The organism is Vibrio hepatarius (genome assembly GCF_043642085.1).
Lineage (GTDB): Bacteria > Pseudomonadota > Gammaproteobacteria > Enterobacterales > Vibrionaceae > Vibrio > Vibrio hepatarius_C.
The window spans coordinates 95714-114099 of sequence record NZ_JBHZSA010000003.1 but is presented as its reverse complement, the minus strand read 5'-3'; the positions used below and the strand labels follow the sequence as shown (position 1 = coordinate 114099).

Here is an 18386-nt window from a genome sequence, read left to right as displayed (position 1 = left end):
ATGAAAACGCATACCTTGTCTGTGTTGGTGGCCGCTTCAGAGCGTCTTGATATCTACAGCTTGACTCAAGCACTTGCTGAAAAAGGCATTAGCAACCTTGTTCAAACAACATTGGACGAAGAGCAAGTCATCAAACAAGTGGTGAAACATGGCCACGAAATTGTGGTGCTGGATGTCTCTCAGTTGTCGGTTGAACAAGCGAAAACCATGCTACATACCGTCAAGCTGAGAACAGGAGCTCAGGTTGTTGCAGTTGGCGACAATCGAGAAATCGCCTTTTATCGTGCGATGGTCTCTGCAGGTGCGTGTGAGTATCTACTCAATCCAGTCGAAATCAGTGCCTTCAACGCGACAGAGTTCCAAGCAAATAAAGCAGAAACAACAGCAGGTAAAGTGATTGCTGTTGTTGGGGCTAAAGGGGGCGTTGGCGCATCAACCATTGCGGTGAACTTAGCGCGCGAATTGGCGGAGCGAGGAGAAGTCCTCACTGTTGCCGATATGGATTTTGCGACTGGTGACTTAGACCTGCAATACGATGTGCAAGGCAACACCGCATTAGTGGAGATGCTGCAGTACCCTGAACGCCTAGAGCCTGTGGTGTATGAGCGAAGTGGAATTAAAGTCTCGGACCGCGTGACCTTGTTTACTGGTTATTTACCACTGGATTCTACGCCATTTTGGCCAGAGAAAAGCGCCTTAGACCACTTTAGAAAGTTCTCGCTTCAGCACTCAGATACCTTGGTACTGGATTTACCTTCGTTTTCGATGCGCGACCAGATCGGATTTAGCTCACTGGCTCAAGCGGATGTCAGGGTTTTAGTCGTGGAACCGACCTTATCGTCGATTCGCAACACTGGGCAGATTCTGGCATTACTGGCTTCAACGGCAAATGGTCAGTCAGATAAGATCAATCTGATTGTGGTTAACCATACCAAATCAGATAAAGCGTCGTTGATCAGCTGCCATGATGTTCAACGCGCGTTAGGTTGCACGGTCGATGTTGTATTGCCTTATGCGCCTAACCATTTCTTAGCCAAAGAGTCACTAGGTCGTTCACTGTTAAATGGTAACCGTAAAGTGTCGAGAGCGTTTGATCTACTGGCGAGCAAAGCTGTGGGTGGACAGACGACAACCAAACGCCGCCGTTGGTTGAGAGGTGCCTAATGTTTACCACCTCTAGAAAAACGGTTGAGCCGCGCAACAACACCGCGACTCCGGTAACGAATGCTCACTCTGATCCGGTTAGAGATCATTACCAAGTCATTCATGCCAAAGTGATTAAGGCGATTGAACCTAGTGTGGTGGTTAAACTGAGCCCTGCGGAGCTTGAAGGGCGTATCCATCATCTGGTGTCCGATATTGTTTCCGCTGATCAGCTTCCTCTCGGCCACCGTGAGGTGTTCACTGTGGTGAAACAGCTGGTTGATGAGATGTGTGGCTTAGGGCCATTACAACCACTGATCAATGATCCGGTCATCACAGATATCATGGTCAACGGCTATAAAGAAGTCTATGTCGAGAAGCTGGGTAAACTTCAGAAAACGGACGTTGTGTTTCGAAGTGAAGAGCAACTGCTTAACTTAGCGAGACGTATTGTCAGCAAAATTGGTCGCCGTATCGATGAAACGTCACCCCTTGTGGATGCACGTTTAGAAGATGGCAGCCGCGTTAATGTGATGATTCCTCCGCTGGCACTGGACGGAACTTACATTTCGATTCGTAAGTTCACCCAAGATAAGCTCTCTTTGAATCAACTCGCGACCAATGGTTCGATGTCGAGCAATATGGTTCAGTTACTCGATGTCATTGTACGTTCGAGGCTCAACGTATTAGTGGCTGGTGGAACAGGTGCTGGTAAGACAACACTGCTCAATGCTATGTCGTTTAGCATCTCGCCAACTGAGCGTATTGTTACGATTGAAGACGCGGCTGAGCTTAAGCTTCAGCAACCCCATGTAGTTAGAGCTGAAACGCGCCCTGCTAATGCTGAGGGACTGCCTGCTATTGGCCAGCGAGAGTTGGTGAAAAACGCATTACGTATGCGCCCCGATCGCATCATCCTCGGCGAGGTTCGTGGTGAAGAAGCATTTGAAATGATGCAGGCAATGAATACCGGTCATGATGGATCGCTTTCGACATTGCATGCCAATTCGCCAACGGATGCACTGGTTCGTTTAGAAAACATGTTAATGATGGCTCAGTCTAACTTGCCTTTGTTTGCGCTTAGACGTCAGGTGGCCGACACGATTGATGTGGTGGTTCAGGTAGAGCGCATGCGTGATGGCAAACGTCGAGTGGTTGCCATCACGGAGATCATCGGCTTGGAAGGCGAGCAGTATGTCACTCAAGACTTATACCGATATGTCATGAGTGGCGAAGATGTGCAAGGGAACCTGCAAGGCACCTATCAGTCGAGCCGAACCTTGCCTCAGTTTGTGACCAAGGCGACTTATTATCAGTTAGAGCCATTGCTTCGCCGCGCGATGGAGCTAGAGATATGATTTACATCTCAGCTGTTCTCTTCCTGTTGGTGCTTACTCTTTATGCGCTATGGCGACGCTCGCTCAAAACGAGAGTAACACATCGCTTAAATGGGTTAAATTCACAGGCTCGTCAAGATAGTGCGCCTTCGATCTTGCGTAAAGCCACGCCTTCAAGTGGGGTGTCACGACTGTTTGTGCGCCTAGATGCGTTGTTTTCTACTAAAGATAAAGCGTTACTTTTAGCGGCACTTATTGTGCTACCCGTAGTGAACTACATGATGCTCGGCATGATTGACGTTCAGTGGAGAATCGCATTGGGGCTTGCCGCGACCGCTGCGATGGCTCTGATGCTATTTGTCATGCGCAAGAAACAGCAAATTGAAGAGTTCGAACAGAGCATTGTCCAAGTTTTAGGTCTGATTAGCCGAGCGGTTTCGGCTGGATTATCAGTGCCTCAGGCAATTTCTCAGGTGGCTGAGTCGCAAGGTGGGCTATTGGGTCGTGAATTTTCTCGTATTGAAGATCAGCTCGCGCTGGGTCACGGGATGCGCTACACCCTAAACGAAGCTTGTATTCGCCTACCTTATAAAGCCTTTCGCTACTTCACTATTGCGCTGGTGTTAAACCAAAGCAATGGTGGTCAACTGCGCGAAATCTTACACAGTTTAAGTCGTACTCTGCATGATAACCGCACCATGCAAAAGAAGGTTAAGAGCTTGACCTCTGAGCCTCGAATGGCGGCACGTTTTCTTTCAATGCTACCGCTTGGCTTACTAGCGGTAGTGGCTTGGATAAACCCTTCGTTGTTTGTTCTGCTGATTGAAACCGAAACGGGTCAGTCAGTGTTGATCTACTGCGCTGTGAGTATTTTGTTGGGGGCTATCTCTTTACAGGTGATGACCAAAAATAGGAGGTTCACATGATCCTCTCAATTGGTATCGCATGTCTTGTGTTAGGAGCTGTGGGTGTTATTGCTGGTTTCCTTCATGCTACCCAGTACGACATCGTTAAAGCGCGCCTTGATCGTGTTGCAAGGTTTGGCGCTGTGCAAGCTTCTCGCGGCGGCATTTTACGCTGGGCGAGAAACCCAAAGCGCGCCCAACAGCTCGCCATGCTTGGATACGTTTCATCACAGGCTGAATCGATTTTCATGACAGCACGCGCCAGCGTAATGACTGGCGCGGGAGTGGTTTGGCTCTACTCTCAGCAGCTTTCGGTTGATGTTGGTGGCTTTGCTCAAAGCGTCGTGATTGCGTTGATTGCAGGTATCGCCATTGATAGAGCTTTAGATTGGCGAGTCAATGTTGTACGCCAAGAGATTGCTAAAAACATCCCAGATGCACTTGATTTAATGGTGGTGTGTGTCTCATCAGGACAAAGCCTTGAAGCGACCTTTAATACGGTCGGCCAAGAGATGAAAAGTATCTCGCCAGCGCTTTCAAGAGAGTGGCTGGTGACGGCCACGGAAATGGCAGTGTTGGATTCGCCTCAAGTGGCATTGACCAACTTGGATACTAGATTAGCCCTGCCTGAAGTGAACAACATGATAGTCACCATGTCGCAAGCGTTGAAGTTCGGTACTCCGATGGCTGATGCACTCAAACTGATCGCTGCAGATAACCGCCAATACCATATGTTAGAGCTCGAAGAGTGGGTAGGAAAAATTCCAGCGAAAATGTCATTTCCGTTGGTCGTGTTCATCATGCTGCCTGTGGTTGTCATCATTGTTGCGCCAATGGTGCTCAGCCTCTTCCAAACCTTAGGTCAATTATGAAAAAGTCGATTATCGCCCTTGTCTTGGGGCTTACCTTAATGGGTTGTCAAAGTGCGCCACAGCAAGAAACTGATGACCTAAAACTGGCCAATACTGCGTTGCTAAACGGTCATGCGGATAATGCATTACTGATCTACAAGCAAAGGTTGGAGTCGACCCCAGATGATGCTGAACTGCTGTTTCTTGCGGGCTCGGCGTGCAACCAGTCGGGCCGTTATGACGAAGCATTACACTATCTAAAGAAAGGCCAGAAAATTTCTCCTTCACATCAGTTTGAGCGTGAAATCGGCCGTTCTCACCTTGCTTTGGGTCATTTAGAACAAGCGAGAACAGCACTGGTTAAAGCCGTAAGTACCGCGCCGTCAGATGATGTGGCCTTAAATAGCTTAGGTGTCACACATTCATTACTGCAGGAGTATCAAGACGCGAGAGAGGTGTTTAGCCAAGCGATTGCACTAACACCAGACAGTGTTGAATACCGAAATAACCTAGCGCTCACTTGGATGTTGGATGGAGCGCCTCATCAAAGTATCCGCATTTTGTATCCCATTTATCAGCGTGGAGAGGCGAGCAGTAAAGTGCGGCTTAACTTGGCGTTATCGTATGCAATGAGTGGGGATGTAGAGGCCGCTAAACAAGTCGCTGCTCAAGACCTATCGCAAGCTGAGCTTGAGCGCAATGGGCAGTATTACTCAAATCTAGCCAATCAGTTTGACGGAGCAGCACAATGAAACGTCAACGTGGTAGCCAATCCTTAGAGTTCGCGATGATTGCCCTGCCTTTTGTATTGCTGTTGTTGGTGATATTCGAACTGACGCGCTTTCTTTGGATCAACATGGTGTTTGATTCAGCGGTTAATCAAGCTATGCGCGTCGCGCGTGTCATGCCGCCAACGTACGCCGCCGATCAAAGTGTAAAAGCAAAGATTGCCTCTTATCCATTACTGGAAGAGCAAAAGGTCGAGCTTTCGGCTCCCCGTTATGCTGGCTCAGTCAGTGATTTGGCTCACTATCGTCTGACGTCTGCGACACAAGCCAAGCTAGGCCAATACACAGTGAATTACCATTTTTCGTTCTTGTTGATCCCTAAGTTAAGTGCAGTGTGGAAAGAGTCGATGACGTTGCAGCGCGTGATGGTGGTGGCGTATGACCATTAAAACCGCATCAAAGCAACGCGGTGTGGCTTCGATTGAGTTTCCATTTGTCGTTGTTGGCATCATGGTGATTGTCTTTGGTTTGGTCTCCATTTATCGCCTGATGTATACCCAGACGCGACTCGACAGTACCGCGTTTATGCTCGCCGATATTGTTGCGCGAACCTTTGATGATAAAGGAACTACAGCGCCAATAAAGCTAAAGGATTTGGTCAACGAACAGTTTGATGCTCAGGAGCTATTGATGATTGCTCAACGTATGTTGCCAAAAGGAATTGCCTCACAGAGCGTTGGTTTGAAATTAGAGATTCGACGTGAAGACCCAGCTTCAGACCGGATAGAGTCAATCCCGCTGTTCGCTGGGGCAAATTGTACAGCAGCCTCTTCTATTGAAAGCCTATCTGACTTAGCGCCGAAAAGTGAGCGAGATGAAAAAGCACTTAAAGGCCGAACGGCAACTTTAGTCCAGGCCACTTTATGTGTTGAAAACCCATTTAGTCTCGATTCGCAGTTTGAGTTGACTGGCTTTGTGCTACCGAATCGTTTGACGAGCAAAGCAGTGATGATTGGTGGGCGCTATGCACTTTAATCAATCGATTTCAAAGCAAAATGGATCTGTGGCAATCAGTTATCTAGCCATGCTGATTCCAATGATCATTGCAGCGGCGTCGACCATTGTGATTGGTTACCACGTGCAGCTTTCTAATCGAGCAATGCAAGCGACAGATGCGGCGAGTTTCGCGTGTGAGTTTCGCGGTGAATATGACGGGACTATGGCTCAAGGTTATCTCGATTACTACCGACCAAAAATTGACAAAGTGAGTGGTCAAATTGGGACTCACAGTGGTTGCAATGTGTCGCTGGGTTATAGCTTATCGACCATATTTACTTCGTTGACGTTATCGGATGCTTCATTCGTTGTGAGTTCCACGGCAAATGAAAAAGCTCATGTGACTGAAGATGTCGCGAGTGAGCCACTTGAGCTGATCATGGTGCTCGATATTTCAGGTTCAATGGCCAGTGATCTTGATGACTTAAAAGACATTTTAAAGCGCGGCTTAGCTTCACTAAAAGAGCAGCAGAACAACGCCCTTAGTAAAGATCATATCAAGGCATCCATTGTGCCTTTTTCTGATGGTGTTTCAGTCAATAACGCTCCTTGGCTCAATGAAACAGGCACCTATTGCGTTGAAGGTATCACTGAATCTGGTGGCAAGTTTTCTGCGGCTCATACGGTGGCGAATTTGGATGTTACCCATGACCAAACCCCAGTTAAAACCTCTCAACCGGATAAGTGGCTGATGGATTGTAGCGCGACGTCGGTCACCTTGCCGCTTACTGCCGATTTAGACCAAGTGACGAATGCCGTTGATTCGCTTAGCTCTGAAGGTGGTACCGCTTCTTATCAAGGCTTGATTTGGGGGCTAAGGCAGCTTACGCCAAACTGGCAAAAGGCTTGGACGGTTGGGTCAAATCGCAACTTCGACAAGGTTGAACGCAAGTTAGTTCTAATGACCGATGGTGCTGATAACGGTAGCCATTTCGATGAACTGATTAACGCTGGTTTGTGCGATAGGGCTAAAGACTATGGGGTTGCGTTGAATTTTGTTGGCTTCGGTGTGTACGGCTCTCGACTTGAACAATTTACTCGCTGCGCAGGGAACGCTAACGGCGTTTTCTCAGCCTCCAACACTCAAGAGCTCGACAGCTATTTCTCGCAGCTACTGAGCGTTCAATACGACACAAGATTGAATTTTGGCAATAACTAAGTCTACCCAGACTCACAATTAAAACAAAAACTTAAGGAGAAATAATGTTTAAGAAATGGGTTGTCATTCTCGCTTTATTAACGTCACTACCCTCGTTGGCTTTTAAAGAAGGGGACACGCTGACGGATGCGGCATCTGCAGGGTTATCTCTTGATCCTAATAAATTGACGATTGTGGATTTCTTCGCTGAGTGGTGCGTGTCATGTCGCCATGAACTGCCGGAAGTGAATTCTCTCTATCAAACCCTTGATGGTACGGGTGTCACCGTAGTGGGTGTTGATGTTGATGAAGAAGTCGAAGTGGGACTGGCGTTTCAAAAAGAGCTCGGTCTGGAGTTTCCAGTGGTTAATGACCCTCAGCAATCGTTGGTCAACGAATTTAAACCTATTGGCATGCCTGCGCTCTACTACATCTACCAAGGACAAATACTTAAGGTCCGTTTTGGGGCGATAAACAACATCAGCCAGGTAATTACTGAAGACCTAGCTGAAATGGGAGTGGAACTATGAGGCTTGTTACTCGTTCAGCTTATGTCGCGTTAGCGATGTTGTTTCCTTCTCTGGCAATTAGTGCACCCAAAATAGATTTGAGTGGGCTGGGTAAAGCGAAGCCAGCGCAAACCCAAGTCATAGATGATTCGGGCATTTTCGAAGAGGAAGTCATTTCAAGCAAGGTGTACAGCAGTGGTGGGGCAATGCCTTCGGCGAGGCGCAAAGTTGAAATGGTTAAGCCCAGTACGGCTCAATTAAAACTCAATAAACCGAAAAAAGAGAACAAATCCTCGCTGGAATTTGTCGACAAGGCATTGGGCATTAAGCCTGTTAAACCATGGGAGAAAGGTACTTTGGCGAAAAAAGAGATGAAGCCCGGTGGTCCAGTCCCAGAGTTTGATTTGTTCTCAGAAAAGGTGTTTGCCTACAAGCAAGGATCGGTTGGTGGTAGTGGCGTCGGTGGTGGCGGCTGTGGTTGTAACTAAATAAATAAAAACACAATGAAAAAAATACCTTTAACGCTGCTCGGTGCAGCAGCAGTGGCCAATAATGTAATGGCTGAAGATCATATTTCTGTTCATTATCTAAGTTACCAAGAATATGACGATAAAGTTGAAGCGGGCGATCGCGTCGTTTCATTTGAGAAAAGCATCGGTTTGGATTGGACAATCAATCTAGAAGTCGGCTTTGACACCGTATCTGGCGCCTCGCCAGCTTGGGGGCCGACAACGCCACCTTCCGGGCCAGACGATGCAATTAACCGTGCGCAGATGACAGAAAAGGCTCAGGCAAAAACAGATCAAGTTATTCGTTCCGGTTACGACCCACATGCAAGTGGCTACGAGATTCAAAAAGTGCCTTTAGAAGATAAGCGCAAATCGTTCAGTGCGAGTGCAACTTATCGAGATGAGGATCGAAATGAATGGACGCTTGGCCATAACTTTTCTGTTGAAGAAGACTACGAAAGTGTTGGCATTAACGGCAAGGGGCTTATCTATGCTGACTCGCAAAAGAACCGTTCATATAGCTTAGGTGTTGCCGCTCTGTTTGATAAAACGTTGGCGTTCCAAAAATATGAAAATTACGGCAACAGCCAAGAGTGGGAGAGCATTTTTACTGGCAGTGTTGAAGCTGGGCTTTCTCAAGTCTTTACGCCAAACCTATACGCAGTGTTTACAGGTTATGCTGGCTACCGTTCAGGGTATTTGAGCAACCACTATCTAACGGTACTACGTGAAATAGACATTGATGAAGATGGCCAAATTGGCACTGATGAGGTGTTCTTAGCTCAAGATTCAAGACCGGATACCCGTCTGTCTGGCGGCGTTAACCTACAAGCCTTTTGGTCGATCACTGACTCTTTGGTCGTTCGTCCAAGATACAAGTGGTTCCAAGATGATTGGGGAGTTATGTCGCACCAAGTCGGAGGTAAGCTATCTTGGGCGGTGACCGATTGGTTGACGTTAGGTCCTGGGTATTTTTGGTATACCCAAGATGCGGCCGATTTCTATCGTGACCCTTACGGCTCGGATAAGACGTTTGCTTCTACTGGTTATGCGACGTCAGATCTTCGTTTAGGCGACTATACCGCTAATGCCTATGAACTAGGAGCGAGCGTCAAGGTATACAAAGGTGTAAGCATTAACCTTCTTGGCGCCTATTATGAACAATCCAATGGTTTTGAAGCGCAATGGTGGGCCGTTGGAGCGACCTATGCATTCTAATAGGCCATTTGTTCATCGCTTTCAAGCCATGACAGTGCCGTGTGAAGTGCAACTTTTTGGCTCGCTTAAGGCGAGCCAAATTGCTGCGATGATTGAACAAAACACTCGTCGACTAGAGCAAAAATATAACTTCTACTCTGAGCTATCTTGGCTGACACGTGAATTAAATCAACGTAGTGGTCAGTCAGTATTGCTTGACGATGAATCCCTCGTCGTTTTTCAAACTTTGAAAAATCTAGTGGCGGGAACAGCAGGAGTCTTTGACCCTACAGTCGGTTCGCTTAAGTGGTTATTAGCCAAGGACGAAAGCTTGAATCGTGCAGAGGCTTACCAAGCAGCTCAACCTATGATGGGTGAAGTTGTTTGGCATCTTGAGGATAATAAGCTGTGTATCAGCCATCAAGAAACGCGGTTTGACCTTGGCGGTGTGATCAAAGAGTTCGCCATTGATCAAGCCATTAATCTTGCTGAAAGCTTGGGCGTAACAGCGGCGCTGATTAACTTTGGTGGTGACATCCGCGTGCTGGGGGCTAAACCAAATCAAGAGGCGTTTAATGTGGCGGTGGTTAATCCTAATGATCCGACACAAGCCTTTTTTTCGTTACCACTAGTTAATTCGGCTTTGACGACTTCTGCACACTATGAGCGCAAAACGCAATTTTCTGATGGGCAAACCTCTCATATTTTGTCTGACAAAGGGACCCACTCGAAAGTGTTGTCGGTGACCGTTGTTGCCCCTACTGCTTTAGAGGCGGGCGCGATAAGCACTGCTTTGACCATTGATCCCTTACTTCCAGTCCCTGACGAAGTCGCTGTCATCTTCATCGATGACCAGCTCAAAATACATCAAGATACGGAGTTTCTAACGCAATGAAACAGTTCATTGTCACCTTAATGGTGTTTCTTTCATTTGCCACATGGGCTCAAGACGATGACTTCTTGCCTGTAGAGCAAGCATTCCCATATCAGTGGTCGGTGAGTGAGACGGGCTTGCAAGTGCACTTTGCTGTTCACCCTGATTACTACTTATACAAATCACGTTTTAAATTTAGCTCTGACGATTCAGTCCAGCTTGGGGAAGTCGACTTTTCTTGGGCAGGTAAGTCTAAAACGGATAAGTTCTTCGGTCAGGTCGAGGTTTTTGATAAACCGGTGACGTTGACACTGCCGTATAGCGGTGTAGGGGAGATAAAAGTCCGTTACCAAGGCTGCGCCAATAAAGGGCTATGTTACTTACCTCAGACGATCACTTTGTTGGTTCCAAAGCATATCAACTCGATGCCGAATGAGACGTCTATTTGGCAAGATATTTCAAACTTAGCGGATGATACCGACGGCCTGTCAAAGTTTTTAGGCAGTGCGTCAAAAGCTCAGGCTGTTTTGGTGTTCTTTTTACTCGGGTTAGGGCTGTCGCTGACACCTTGCGTGCTACCAATGGTGCCAATTTTGTCGAGCATAATAGGCGGCGACGCTAAGATGACAGGGCGCAAAGGACTCATTCTGTCTAGCTCTTACGTTCTAGGCATGGCAACCAGTTATGCGATGACTGGCATCCTAGTAACGACAATTGCCAAAGGCGTTAACTTACAAGCAGCGATGCAGCAGCCGTGGTTACTGAGCACTTTTGCCATTGTCTTTGTTGCCTTAGCATTAGCGATGTTCGGTTTTTATGAGTTGCAATTGCCTTCATCTATCCAAAATAAACTTAATAGCCGCTCTGACAAACTTGGCGGTGGACGAGTGGTGAGTGTATTTGGTATGGGGGCGGTATCGGCATTGGTTGTTTCTCCTTGTGTCAGTGCACCTTTAGCTGGTGCATTGCTGTATGTATCGACCACACAAGATTGGGTATTTGGCGGTATCACGTTGTTTATTATGGCACTGGGCATGGGTATACCGTTAATTCTCATCGGTGTCAGTGGCGGTAAGTTGTTGCCTAAGAGTGGTGCGTGGATGATTGCAGTGAAGCAGCTATTTGGTGTGCTATTACTTGCGGTCGCGATTGTGCTTATCAGTCGCTTTGTTCCTGCGTGGTTGACCATGTTGCTATGGGCAGTGCTAACAATAGGCACTGGGGTTCACTTTGGGGCACTTGAAGCCGCTCAACCAGGCTGGGCTCGAATGCGTAAATTGGCGGCATTTATGTCGTTGTTTTATGGCTTAGTATTGTTTGTTGGATTTCTTACTGGTCGTGTTGACCCACTTAATCCATTACAAGCACAAGTTGTGTCTCAGCAGCCTATTTCTAATTCGGCGGCGTTCACTAAACTTGCCAACATTGAAGCATTGGAAGGTGCGTTACTACAGGCGCAAAACAAGCAGCAACCGGTGTTGGTCGACCTTTATGCTGATTGGTGTGTCTCGTGTAAGGTGATAGAAAAAGAGATCTTCACTAATGCAACGATCACAGAAAAGTTGGCAGGGTGGAAAACGATTAAGTTAGATGTAACTGAGAGTACTCCGGAACAAATGGCTTGGTTGGCCGAGCGCAATGTCTTTGGTCCACCAGCAATATTTTTCTATTCACCTAGTGGAGAAGAAATCGAAGCCAGTCGGCTTGCTGGGGCAGTGAGCTTAGATAAATTCCAAGACCGATTCCCTCAACTGTAGTTATGAATCAAGCAGCGGATATGCTGCTTGATTTAATTCTGTCGCGTAAATGTCAACAGGTAGAAGATTTTGCCGAGGATAGTAGCTAATATTAACGGAGAATAATTAATGGTTGGCTACTAAAATGGAAAAAGTTGTAGACATTAACAAATGGCATAAGGAACACGTTAAGAGTGAACAAGATCTTCAGAACTTGTTCACTGAGATTAACAGTCACTACCACTCTGACCCCTACACGACTCTTGAACAAAGGTTAGATAAGCTCAAACAGATAAAGTCGAGCTTACTTGACCACCAATCTCAACTCGTCGAAGCGTTGAATTCAGACTATGGTCATCGTAGTGAATTTGACAGCCTCATCTGTGATGTACTGCCAGCCGTTAATCACATTAATTACACCATAAAACATCTTAAAAAATGGATGAAACCCAGTAAGCGCCATTCGGGGTTACTGTTAATACCTTCGAAAGTGAGGGTCGAGTACCAACCGCTAGGTGTGGTTGGGGTGATTGCCCCTTGGAACTTTCCTATTGTTCTTAGCATCGCACCAATTGTCACTGCCATTGCGGCGGGTAATCGGGTAATGGTTAAGTTGAGCGAGCATACGCCGGCGACTAATGCGGTGCTGAGCCAAATCTGTTCGATCTTGGATCAAGATGTTTACGTCATAGAAGGGCAAGCGGACATTGCTCAATATTTCTCATCGCTACCTTTCCACCACCTGATTTTTACCGGTTCTACCCAGGTAGGCAAACTGGTGGCAAAAGCGGCGGCCAGTAATTTGACTCCGGTGACCCTTGAGCTTGGAGGAAAATCTCCAGTACTCATAGCGGATGATGCCGATATCAAACGAGCGGTGGATGCGATTATGCTAGGCAAGTCCATCAATGCGGGGCAGATTTGTGTCGCCCCCGATTATGTACTGCTTCCACAAGGAAAAGAGCTGCAATTTATAGAGTGTTATTTGGAACGCTTTTTTCAACTTTATGTCGAAGATGGCGAGTTGAAAGAGGCGACACATATCGTCAATGAGGCGCAACACAAGCGTTTGCTCTCTTACCTTAAAGACGCCAAAGATCGAGGTGCGACGATTCACACCATTGATTATGTCGACCATGAACAAGGCCAGATGCTACCCCAACTGATCACTGGACTCACTGAACAAATGCTAGTGATGAAAGAAGAGATCTTTGGTCCGATTCTTCCAGTTATTGGTTACCGGCATTTGAATGAGGCGCTTACGTTCATTAATTCAAAGCCAAGACCGCTGGCACTTTACTTAATGTCTGATGATAAGTTGCTTCAGCAGCAAGTGATTGAGCAAACCCACAGTGGTGGAGTGGCATTTAACGATACGCTTTTGCATGTTGCCGCAGACGATGCCCCCTTTGGTGGAATCGGAGAATCCGGTATGGGTCATTACCACGGAGAGGAAGGGTTTAGGACGTTTTCAAAAGCGAAAACGGTATTGTCGACTCCTTCTTGGATGCCTCGTAGTGGTTTACTGCTGCAATACCGAGCTTGGTTACAAAAGATCATTGGCCTTTTGTTCTTGCGTTAATTTGGTTAATTGTTGCCATATGGCAACAGTGTTTCAACCTAATTGATATATATCAACAGCGAGAGTTCTTCTAATATACCTCAATCGCAGCAACACAGGCTGCTAACGAATTTCAACAGAGGAAATATTAAGATGAAAAAACTAATCGTAATCACAGGTGCTAGTTCAGGTATTGGTGAAGCTATTGCTCGTCGTTTGAGCAATGAAGGTCATCCTCTACTTCTTTTAGCTCGTCGTGTTGATCGCCTTGAAGCGCTAAACCTACCAAACACTATGTGTGAAAAAGTAGACGTGACTGATAAAGCGACCTTTGAAGCGGCTATTGCGAAAGCGGAAGCAGAGTTCGGTCCTGTTGATGGTCTAGTGAACAATGCGGGCGTTATGTTATTAGGCCAAATTGATACTCAAGACGCTTCAGAGTGGAAACGTATGTTTGACGTCAACGTTCTTGGCCTACTGAACGGTATGCAAGCGGTACTTGCGCCAATGATGGAGCGTAACAGCGGTACGATTATCAACATTAGCTCAATTGCAGGTAAGAAAACCTTCCCTAATCACGCGGCATATTGCGGTACTAAATTTGCCGTACACGCTATCTCTGAAAACGTACGTGAAGAAGTGGCGGCATCAAATGTTCGTGTAACAACTATCGCCCCAGGTGCCGTTGAAACAGAGCTTCTTTCTCATACCACATCACAAGACATCAAAGATGGCTACGATTCATGGAAAGAAGACATGGGTGGTGTTCTTGCGGCAGACGATATCGCTCGTGCAGTGGAGTTTGCTTACAGCCAACCACAGAATGTGTGTATCCGTGAAATTGCTTTAGCACCAACTAAACAACAGCCATAATCGATAAGAAAGCACGATAGTAAATAGCCAGTGACGAAGGTCGCTGGCTTTTTTGTATCTTCAAATTGAGAATCTATTTAAGAACAAGCCGGATGGTTGAGAATGAAAAGAGAATGGTAGTCGTTTAAAATCATATGCTTAATGTGATTTTTTGAGGCTTGGCATAGCGGTTGCTAAGGTATTGAGGGACAGAGAAGTTATTCGCATTTTCGAGAAAGCCGAATAATGATGTCGTTATAATCAGATTTATAGTTGAAAGTGTTGACTATACTTAGAGTATGACTATCACCGAGAGGAGATGCTTATGGCAGTTGTTCCAAAACATACCGACTCTAGCACTCGTTACGATCCTAGTCAGGAGTTAACGGCAGATCAGTTACATCGATTTGGTCGCGTTGCGCAGAAAGCCCAGCAACGTCGTGATGAGAGAATAGAACGAGGAGTTACTCCTCAGACAGAACGTGCAGCAAGAAGAGCAGCGCTTAAAGATGCCGCTTTTAGACCGATTGTCGCGCCTAAACGTGACAAACCCAATACTGTCCGCTACGCAGTATGGATGCTTGTTGTTATGGTTTTCTCACTTTGGTTAATGTATATGACTCGTTAACCTATTTAATCGAAGTTACATTCGCGAGTTTTTTTTCCTGCTCAGAAAGGGCGCGAGGTGTTTTATTGTCACTGTAGAAGCGGTATTGGTTTTTACCACTATGCTTCGCGGCATACATTGCTTTGTCTGCGCACCGGGTCAGCTCTGAGAGCGTGCGAGCGTCATCCGGATAGAGCGAAACCCCGACACTAACGGTTAATGTATTAATCCGCTCAGATGATTGATAGCTTTCAGTAAATAGGTGACTGATGCGGTTTAATATACTTTCTAAATCGTCTATTTTCTTCACATCGTAAAGTAGCAATACGAACTCATCACCAGCGAAGCGCGCAATCGAGTAGTCGTGCTTATCGGTTTTCCGATCTTTGTTGCGGACATTATTTCTTAAGCGCTTAGCAAAATGCTGCAAAACCCTGTCACCGACATCATGTCCATAGGTGTCATTGATTGATTTAAAGTTGTCGATATCAATAAATACCATGGCAGTGATCTTAGTACTGTTTTCTTGATCTACCAGTTTGCCTGCCGCCCAGTTTTCGAAGCTCCAACGATTGGCAAGTCCGGTGAGTTGATCCAAATAGGCGAGGTCTTCAATGCCTTCTAAATACAGTGAGTGGATGTAATTCATCACCTTGGCGTAGTAATACGCCGATATGTTGCATAGTAGACAAAGCGAGAACAAACTCAGTAAGAAGCGGCTTTTGGAGCCACTTTCGGACAAATGTACAGCGTGAGGGAATTGAATGGCGATCAAAGTGAGAATGCAAAACCCGACACTCATTAAAGCCCCAACCTTGAAGTCGTTAACAAAGATCAGCACAGCAATAATAGGGTAAAGCCACAGTAGTCGATCGTTGATGTGATCACCGTAGAGCAACAGAACAACACCGTGGAAGAGAAGAACGCAGCTAAGAACTAAGCCACTATGATTGAAGACTTGATGTTTATAAAGGTAGAGGGTATTGAGCAGCAGTAAGAAAGATGAAAAGAAGTTGATGGCACAAAGAAAATAGTCACTGCTTAGGTAACGAACGATGCCATAACTCGTTAGGATGACAATTGATATCAACGAGCAGAGCAAGACGATATTCGATTTTCGTGTCGCTCGAATATCCGCCATCTCTTCTATTTGTCTTCCTGCAAGTTGTGGCATATTAAAAAAATTCCTCACGTATAGCCCCTCAAGCTAAGTCTAGGAGAAATATAAATGTCTGAACGAAAACCGAATTATAGTGTTTTTACCAATATGATTATTCAATATGCACCTTGATTTATAGTGCCGTATAATTTAAGCAAGCAACAGAATTTTGACTCATACATAATCTGTTGTATGACGGCTTGATAATAACCGTAGTGATGAAGTTTTGACGTTTACAGGTTTTCTGAGCTTATATAAGAACCTGATTTTATATGCTGTGCTTATGACTAAATGATCTATCGACTATTCAGGTCCGAGCGCAAATTCACGACGTATCCAGTTCCGAATCAAGAGTACATTTTCGTTTTTGAGCTTACTTGGCTGACAAGCGAAATAGAATTTTTGCTTGGGGTTGAGAACAGGTTCACCCACTTCAACTAAATAGCCCTGGTTTACTTCCTCTCTGACAAAAATGCGGTGGGTAACAAATACACCCAAATGGCGAGTTGCTGCTTGTACTGCCTGAATTGAAGCGCCAAATTTCAGGTTATTGACCGGATCAGGCATAGAATGCTGGTACTTGTCGCACCAAATCTCCCAGTCATGTTTCCGGCGGTCATTTGTCACTATGATTGCTGGGTGGCTCTCCAGCAGTGCAATTGGATCTGTTTGCCCATTGGCGAGTTCGGGACTGGCGACCATGACGAGTTCGTCATCAGCCAGTTTCTCACAATAGTAGTCTTGCCAATCATCAGTGTGACCATGAATGACGGCAATATCGACGCCTTCATTTTCCATCACAAACTGCCCCACAAGGTTCGATATACGAATATCTAGATTAGGAGCGTATTGATTAAACTTATGCACTCTTGGGATCCACCAGTGCATCGCTAAGGAGTTGACCATGTTCAATGTGAGCCGATGTGAGAGGTTGTTTTCGACTAGCTGCTGAGTTGCGCGAGTGATCTGCTCTAGCGGGGGAGCGACTCGTTTGTAATAACTGCGTCCAAGTGCGTTGAGGGTAATATTTCTGCCAGTTCGGTTGAACAGAGTTTGTCCAAGGTAAGACTCTAACGATTTGATCGACTGACTTACCGCTGAATGGCTGACGTGCAGTTGATCTGCCGCCTTCGTCATGCTTTGCGTTTCCGCAACAGCGACAAAAGCATATAAGGATTTAAGTGGCGCAGAAGTTATTTTTTTCATCTGTAAGTTTTTCTTACCAATACTGTCAATTTAACTCAGTTTTTATTTCTCCCCCTTGTTTCTAAACTAGTCGGTGTAAGGGGGATGTATGTCAATTCAGTTGTACCCGTTTTTATTTATGTTAGCGTCAACGTTCAGTCTGTCATTAACTGGACTGCTTTCCAAATTTTTGAGTCAATATGTTGATCTGGCAACTCTTGGATTTCTAAGGTTTGTTATACCTGCAGCGATCATTTTGGTGATTAATCGACAATCGATGATGATGCCAAGAGGTAGGCTCGCTCGCACGATTTGGCTGAGAGCGATATGTATTGCCGGCTGTCAGCTTTGCTTTATCTATTCACTTTTACACTTAAGCTTAGTGGAAAGTATTGTTCTGTTTGGTACAGGCCCACTATTTATCCCTGTGTTAGAAAGGCTTATATATAAAACGCCGCTACAATGGTTATCAATAGCCTCGTTAGTGGCAACGTTTTACGGGGTAACGTTACTTGCAGGTGATGTATCGGATATATCGGTACGCCCTGAGTTACTGGTAGGCTTGGCGTCAGGTTTATTGAATGCGGGATCGCAACTTAGCTTATATAGGATCAGTAAATCGAGTTTATCGGCATTAGAGATTAACTACTGGACATTTCTATTTGCAGGCTTGGTTCTATTGCCGTTTATTGGCCATAGCTATGTCAGCTTAGATAGTCTTGTTGATGTAAGTGTTGTGCGGTGGGAAGGGCTGGTGGCACTGTTAGTTGTTGTATCAGTGCTGATTATCAACACCCAAGTATTTCGGGCTAAGGCCTATCGTTTAGCGTATTCGGGAACTCAACTAGCACCGTTAGTCTTTACCAATGTGCTATTTACCGCGTTATGGCAGCAGATATATTTCGATGTGAGTTACACTGTCACTCAGTCGGTGGGGTTACTATTAATTCTAGCCGCCAACATGTTTGTTGTCCTGTTTCCGATTTACCGCCGTCGGTATAACGCCAAAGCTGCTTAAAAATAGTAAGCCCCACAAGAG

General features: G+C 46.0%; 19 protein-coding genes. 17 read left to right on the top strand and 2 right to left on the bottom strand.

Features of this window, described 5'->3' with window-relative positions; translation table 11 throughout:
- From ACHUFZ_RS06695 to ACHUFZ_RS06620, 16 genes are all read left to right on the top strand, one after another.
- A complete protein-coding gene (locus ACHUFZ_RS06695; RefSeq protein WP_394126464.1) occupies nucleotides 1-1164 on the top strand; it encodes a P-loop NTPase in 1164 nt (387 codons plus the stop codon).
- Nucleotides 1164-2501 (top strand): CpaF family protein, encoded by a 1338-nt coding sequence (locus tag ACHUFZ_RS06690; protein WP_394126463.1) that lies wholly within the window; start codon nucleotides 1164-1166, stop codon nucleotides 2499-2501. Before ACHUFZ_RS06695 ends, ACHUFZ_RS06690 begins: the two co-directional genes overlap by 1 nt.
- Entirely contained in the window at nucleotides 2498-3406 is a 909-nt protein-coding gene (locus tag ACHUFZ_RS06685) for a type II secretion system F family protein (protein ID WP_394126462.1), read from the top strand. Before ACHUFZ_RS06690 ends, ACHUFZ_RS06685 begins: the two co-directional genes overlap by 4 nt.
- Entirely contained in the window at nucleotides 3403-4257 is an 855-nt protein-coding gene (locus ACHUFZ_RS06680) for a type II secretion system F family protein (protein WP_394126461.1), read from the top strand. The genes ACHUFZ_RS06685 and ACHUFZ_RS06680 overlap by 4 nt, the downstream gene beginning before the upstream one ends.
- Nucleotides 4254-4988, top strand: coding sequence for a tetratricopeptide repeat protein (locus tag ACHUFZ_RS06675; RefSeq protein WP_394126460.1), 735 nt, complete (start codon nucleotides 4254-4256; stop codon nucleotides 4986-4988). The genes ACHUFZ_RS06680 and ACHUFZ_RS06675 overlap by 4 nt, the downstream gene beginning before the upstream one ends.
- Nucleotides 4985-5413 (top strand): TadE/TadG family type IV pilus assembly protein, encoded by a 429-nt coding sequence (locus tag ACHUFZ_RS06670; protein WP_394126459.1) that lies wholly within the window; start codon nucleotides 4985-4987, stop codon nucleotides 5411-5413. The genes ACHUFZ_RS06675 and ACHUFZ_RS06670 overlap by 4 nt, the downstream gene beginning before the upstream one ends.
- Nucleotides 5403-5999 (top strand): tight adherence pilus pseudopilin TadF, encoded by a 597-nt coding sequence (gene tadF / locus ACHUFZ_RS06665; RefSeq protein ID WP_394126458.1) that lies wholly within the window; start codon nucleotides 5403-5405, stop codon nucleotides 5997-5999. Before ACHUFZ_RS06670 ends, tadF begins: the two co-directional genes overlap by 11 nt.
- Nucleotides 5989-7179, top strand: a complete 1191-nt coding sequence (locus ACHUFZ_RS06660; protein ID WP_394126457.1) for a vWA domain-containing protein — start codon at nucleotides 5989-5991, stop codon at nucleotides 7177-7179. Before tadF ends, ACHUFZ_RS06660 begins: the two co-directional genes overlap by 11 nt.
- A 44-nt stretch (nucleotides 7180-7223) precedes the next feature.
- Nucleotides 7224-7688, top strand: a complete 465-nt coding sequence (locus tag ACHUFZ_RS06655; RefSeq protein WP_394126456.1) for a TlpA family protein disulfide reductase — start codon at nucleotides 7224-7226, stop codon at nucleotides 7686-7688.
- Entirely contained in the window at nucleotides 7685-8155 is a 471-nt protein-coding gene (locus tag ACHUFZ_RS06650; RefSeq protein WP_394126455.1) for a DUF4266 domain-containing protein, read from the top strand. The genes ACHUFZ_RS06655 and ACHUFZ_RS06650 overlap by 4 nt, the downstream gene beginning before the upstream one ends.
- 15 nt (nucleotides 8156-8170) lie before the next feature.
- Nucleotides 8171-9394, top strand: coding sequence for a DUF3570 domain-containing protein (locus ACHUFZ_RS06645; RefSeq protein WP_394126454.1), 1224 nt, complete (start codon nucleotides 8171-8173; stop codon nucleotides 9392-9394).
- Complete coding sequence (locus tag ACHUFZ_RS06640; protein WP_394126453.1) at nucleotides 9384-10268, top strand: FAD:protein FMN transferase; 885 nt, start codon at nucleotides 9384-9386, stop codon at nucleotides 10266-10268. The genes ACHUFZ_RS06645 and ACHUFZ_RS06640 overlap by 11 nt, the downstream gene beginning before the upstream one ends.
- Nucleotides 10265-12004 carry a protein-disulfide reductase DsbD gene (gene dsbD / locus ACHUFZ_RS06635; protein WP_394126452.1) on the top strand — a complete coding sequence of 580 codons (1740 nt, stop codon included), beginning with the start codon at nucleotides 10265-10267 and terminating at the stop codon, nucleotides 12002-12004. Before ACHUFZ_RS06640 ends, dsbD begins: the two co-directional genes overlap by 4 nt.
- 124 nt (nucleotides 12005-12128) lie before the next feature.
- On the top strand, nucleotides 12129-13565 hold the full coding sequence (locus ACHUFZ_RS06630; protein WP_394126451.1) for a coniferyl aldehyde dehydrogenase: 1437 nt from the start codon (nucleotides 12129-12131) through the stop codon (nucleotides 13563-13565).
- 132 nt (nucleotides 13566-13697) lie between these two features.
- Nucleotides 13698-14417, top strand: coding sequence for an SDR family oxidoreductase (locus tag ACHUFZ_RS06625; RefSeq protein ID WP_394126450.1), 720 nt, complete (start codon nucleotides 13698-13700; stop codon nucleotides 14415-14417).
- Between the two features lie 304 nt (nucleotides 14418-14721).
- Nucleotides 14722-15024, top strand: a complete 303-nt coding sequence (locus ACHUFZ_RS06620) for a hypothetical protein (protein ID WP_394126449.1) — start codon at nucleotides 14722-14724, stop codon at nucleotides 15022-15024.
- Nucleotide 15025: 1 nt separating this feature from the next.
- On the opposite strand, the gene ACHUFZ_RS06615 is transcribed toward ACHUFZ_RS06620, so the two are convergent.
- Nucleotides 15026-16177, bottom strand: a complete 1152-nt coding sequence (locus tag ACHUFZ_RS06615; protein ID WP_394126448.1) for a diguanylate cyclase — start codon at nucleotides 16175-16177, stop codon at nucleotides 15026-15028.
- Between the two features lie 288 nt (nucleotides 16178-16465).
- Nucleotides 16466-17368: a LysR substrate-binding domain-containing protein gene (locus ACHUFZ_RS06610; protein ID WP_394126447.1), complete on the bottom strand. Its 903-nt coding sequence runs from the start codon at nucleotides 17366-17368 to the stop codon at nucleotides 16466-16468.
- Between the two features lie 88 nt (nucleotides 17369-17456).
- Between ACHUFZ_RS06610 and ACHUFZ_RS06605 the strand changes: the two genes are divergently transcribed.
- Complete coding sequence (locus tag ACHUFZ_RS06605; RefSeq protein WP_394126446.1) at nucleotides 17457-18365, top strand: DMT family transporter; 909 nt, start codon at nucleotides 17457-17459, stop codon at nucleotides 18363-18365.
- The last annotated feature ends 21 nt before the right edge of the window (nucleotides 18366-18386 follow it).

What these genes read in the sequence shown, in the direction of transcription:
- ACHUFZ_RS06630 (WP_394126451.1), top strand. Translation starts at nt 12,129, where the DNA reads ATGGAAAAAGTTGTAGACATTAACAAATGGCATAAGGAACACGTTAAG.
- ACHUFZ_RS06685 (WP_394126462.1), top strand. Translation starts at nt 2,498, where the DNA reads ATGATTTACATCTCAGCTGTTCTCTTCCTGTTGGTGCTTACTCTTTAT.
- ACHUFZ_RS06660 (WP_394126457.1), top strand. Translation starts at nt 5,989, where the DNA reads ATGCACTTTAATCAATCGATTTCAAAGCAAAATGGATCTGTGGCAATC.
- ACHUFZ_RS06615 (WP_394126448.1), bottom strand. Translation starts at nt 16,177, where the DNA reads ATGCCACAACTTGCAGGAAGACAAATAGAAGAGATGGCGGATATTCGA.
- ACHUFZ_RS06640 (WP_394126453.1), top strand. Translation starts at nt 9,384, where the DNA reads ATGCATTCTAATAGGCCATTTGTTCATCGCTTTCAAGCCATGACAGTG.
- ACHUFZ_RS06625 (WP_394126450.1), top strand. Translation starts at nt 13,698, where the DNA reads ATGAAAAAACTAATCGTAATCACAGGTGCTAGTTCAGGTATTGGTGAA.
- ACHUFZ_RS06620 (WP_394126449.1), top strand. Translation starts at nt 14,722, where the DNA reads ATGGCAGTTGTTCCAAAACATACCGACTCTAGCACTCGTTACGATCCT.
- ACHUFZ_RS06680 (WP_394126461.1), top strand. Translation starts at nt 3,403, where the DNA reads ATGATCCTCTCAATTGGTATCGCATGTCTTGTGTTAGGAGCTGTGGGT.
- ACHUFZ_RS06650 (WP_394126455.1), top strand. Translation starts at nt 7,685, where the DNA reads ATGAGGCTTGTTACTCGTTCAGCTTATGTCGCGTTAGCGATGTTGTTT.
- ACHUFZ_RS06675 (WP_394126460.1), top strand. Translation starts at nt 4,254, where the DNA reads ATGAAAAAGTCGATTATCGCCCTTGTCTTGGGGCTTACCTTAATGGGT.
- ACHUFZ_RS06655 (WP_394126456.1), top strand. Translation starts at nt 7,224, where the DNA reads ATGTTTAAGAAATGGGTTGTCATTCTCGCTTTATTAACGTCACTACCC.
- ACHUFZ_RS06695 (WP_394126464.1), top strand. Translation starts at nt 1, where the DNA reads ATGAAAACGCATACCTTGTCTGTGTTGGTGGCCGCTTCAGAGCGTCTT.
- ACHUFZ_RS06690 (WP_394126463.1), top strand. Translation starts at nt 1,164, where the DNA reads ATGTTTACCACCTCTAGAAAAACGGTTGAGCCGCGCAACAACACCGCG.
- tadF (WP_394126458.1), top strand. Translation starts at nt 5,403, where the DNA reads ATGACCATTAAAACCGCATCAAAGCAACGCGGTGTGGCTTCGATTGAG.
- ACHUFZ_RS06610 (WP_394126447.1), bottom strand. Translation starts at nt 17,368, where the DNA reads ATGAAAAAAATAACTTCTGCGCCACTTAAATCCTTATATGCTTTTGTC.
- ACHUFZ_RS06645 (WP_394126454.1), top strand. Translation starts at nt 8,171, where the DNA reads ATGAAAAAAATACCTTTAACGCTGCTCGGTGCAGCAGCAGTGGCCAAT.
- ACHUFZ_RS06605 (WP_394126446.1), top strand. Translation starts at nt 17,457, where the DNA reads ATGTCAATTCAGTTGTACCCGTTTTTATTTATGTTAGCGTCAACGTTC.
- dsbD (WP_394126452.1), top strand. Translation starts at nt 10,265, where the DNA reads ATGAAACAGTTCATTGTCACCTTAATGGTGTTTCTTTCATTTGCCACA.
- ACHUFZ_RS06670 (WP_394126459.1), top strand. Translation starts at nt 4,985, where the DNA reads ATGAAACGTCAACGTGGTAGCCAATCCTTAGAGTTCGCGATGATTGCC.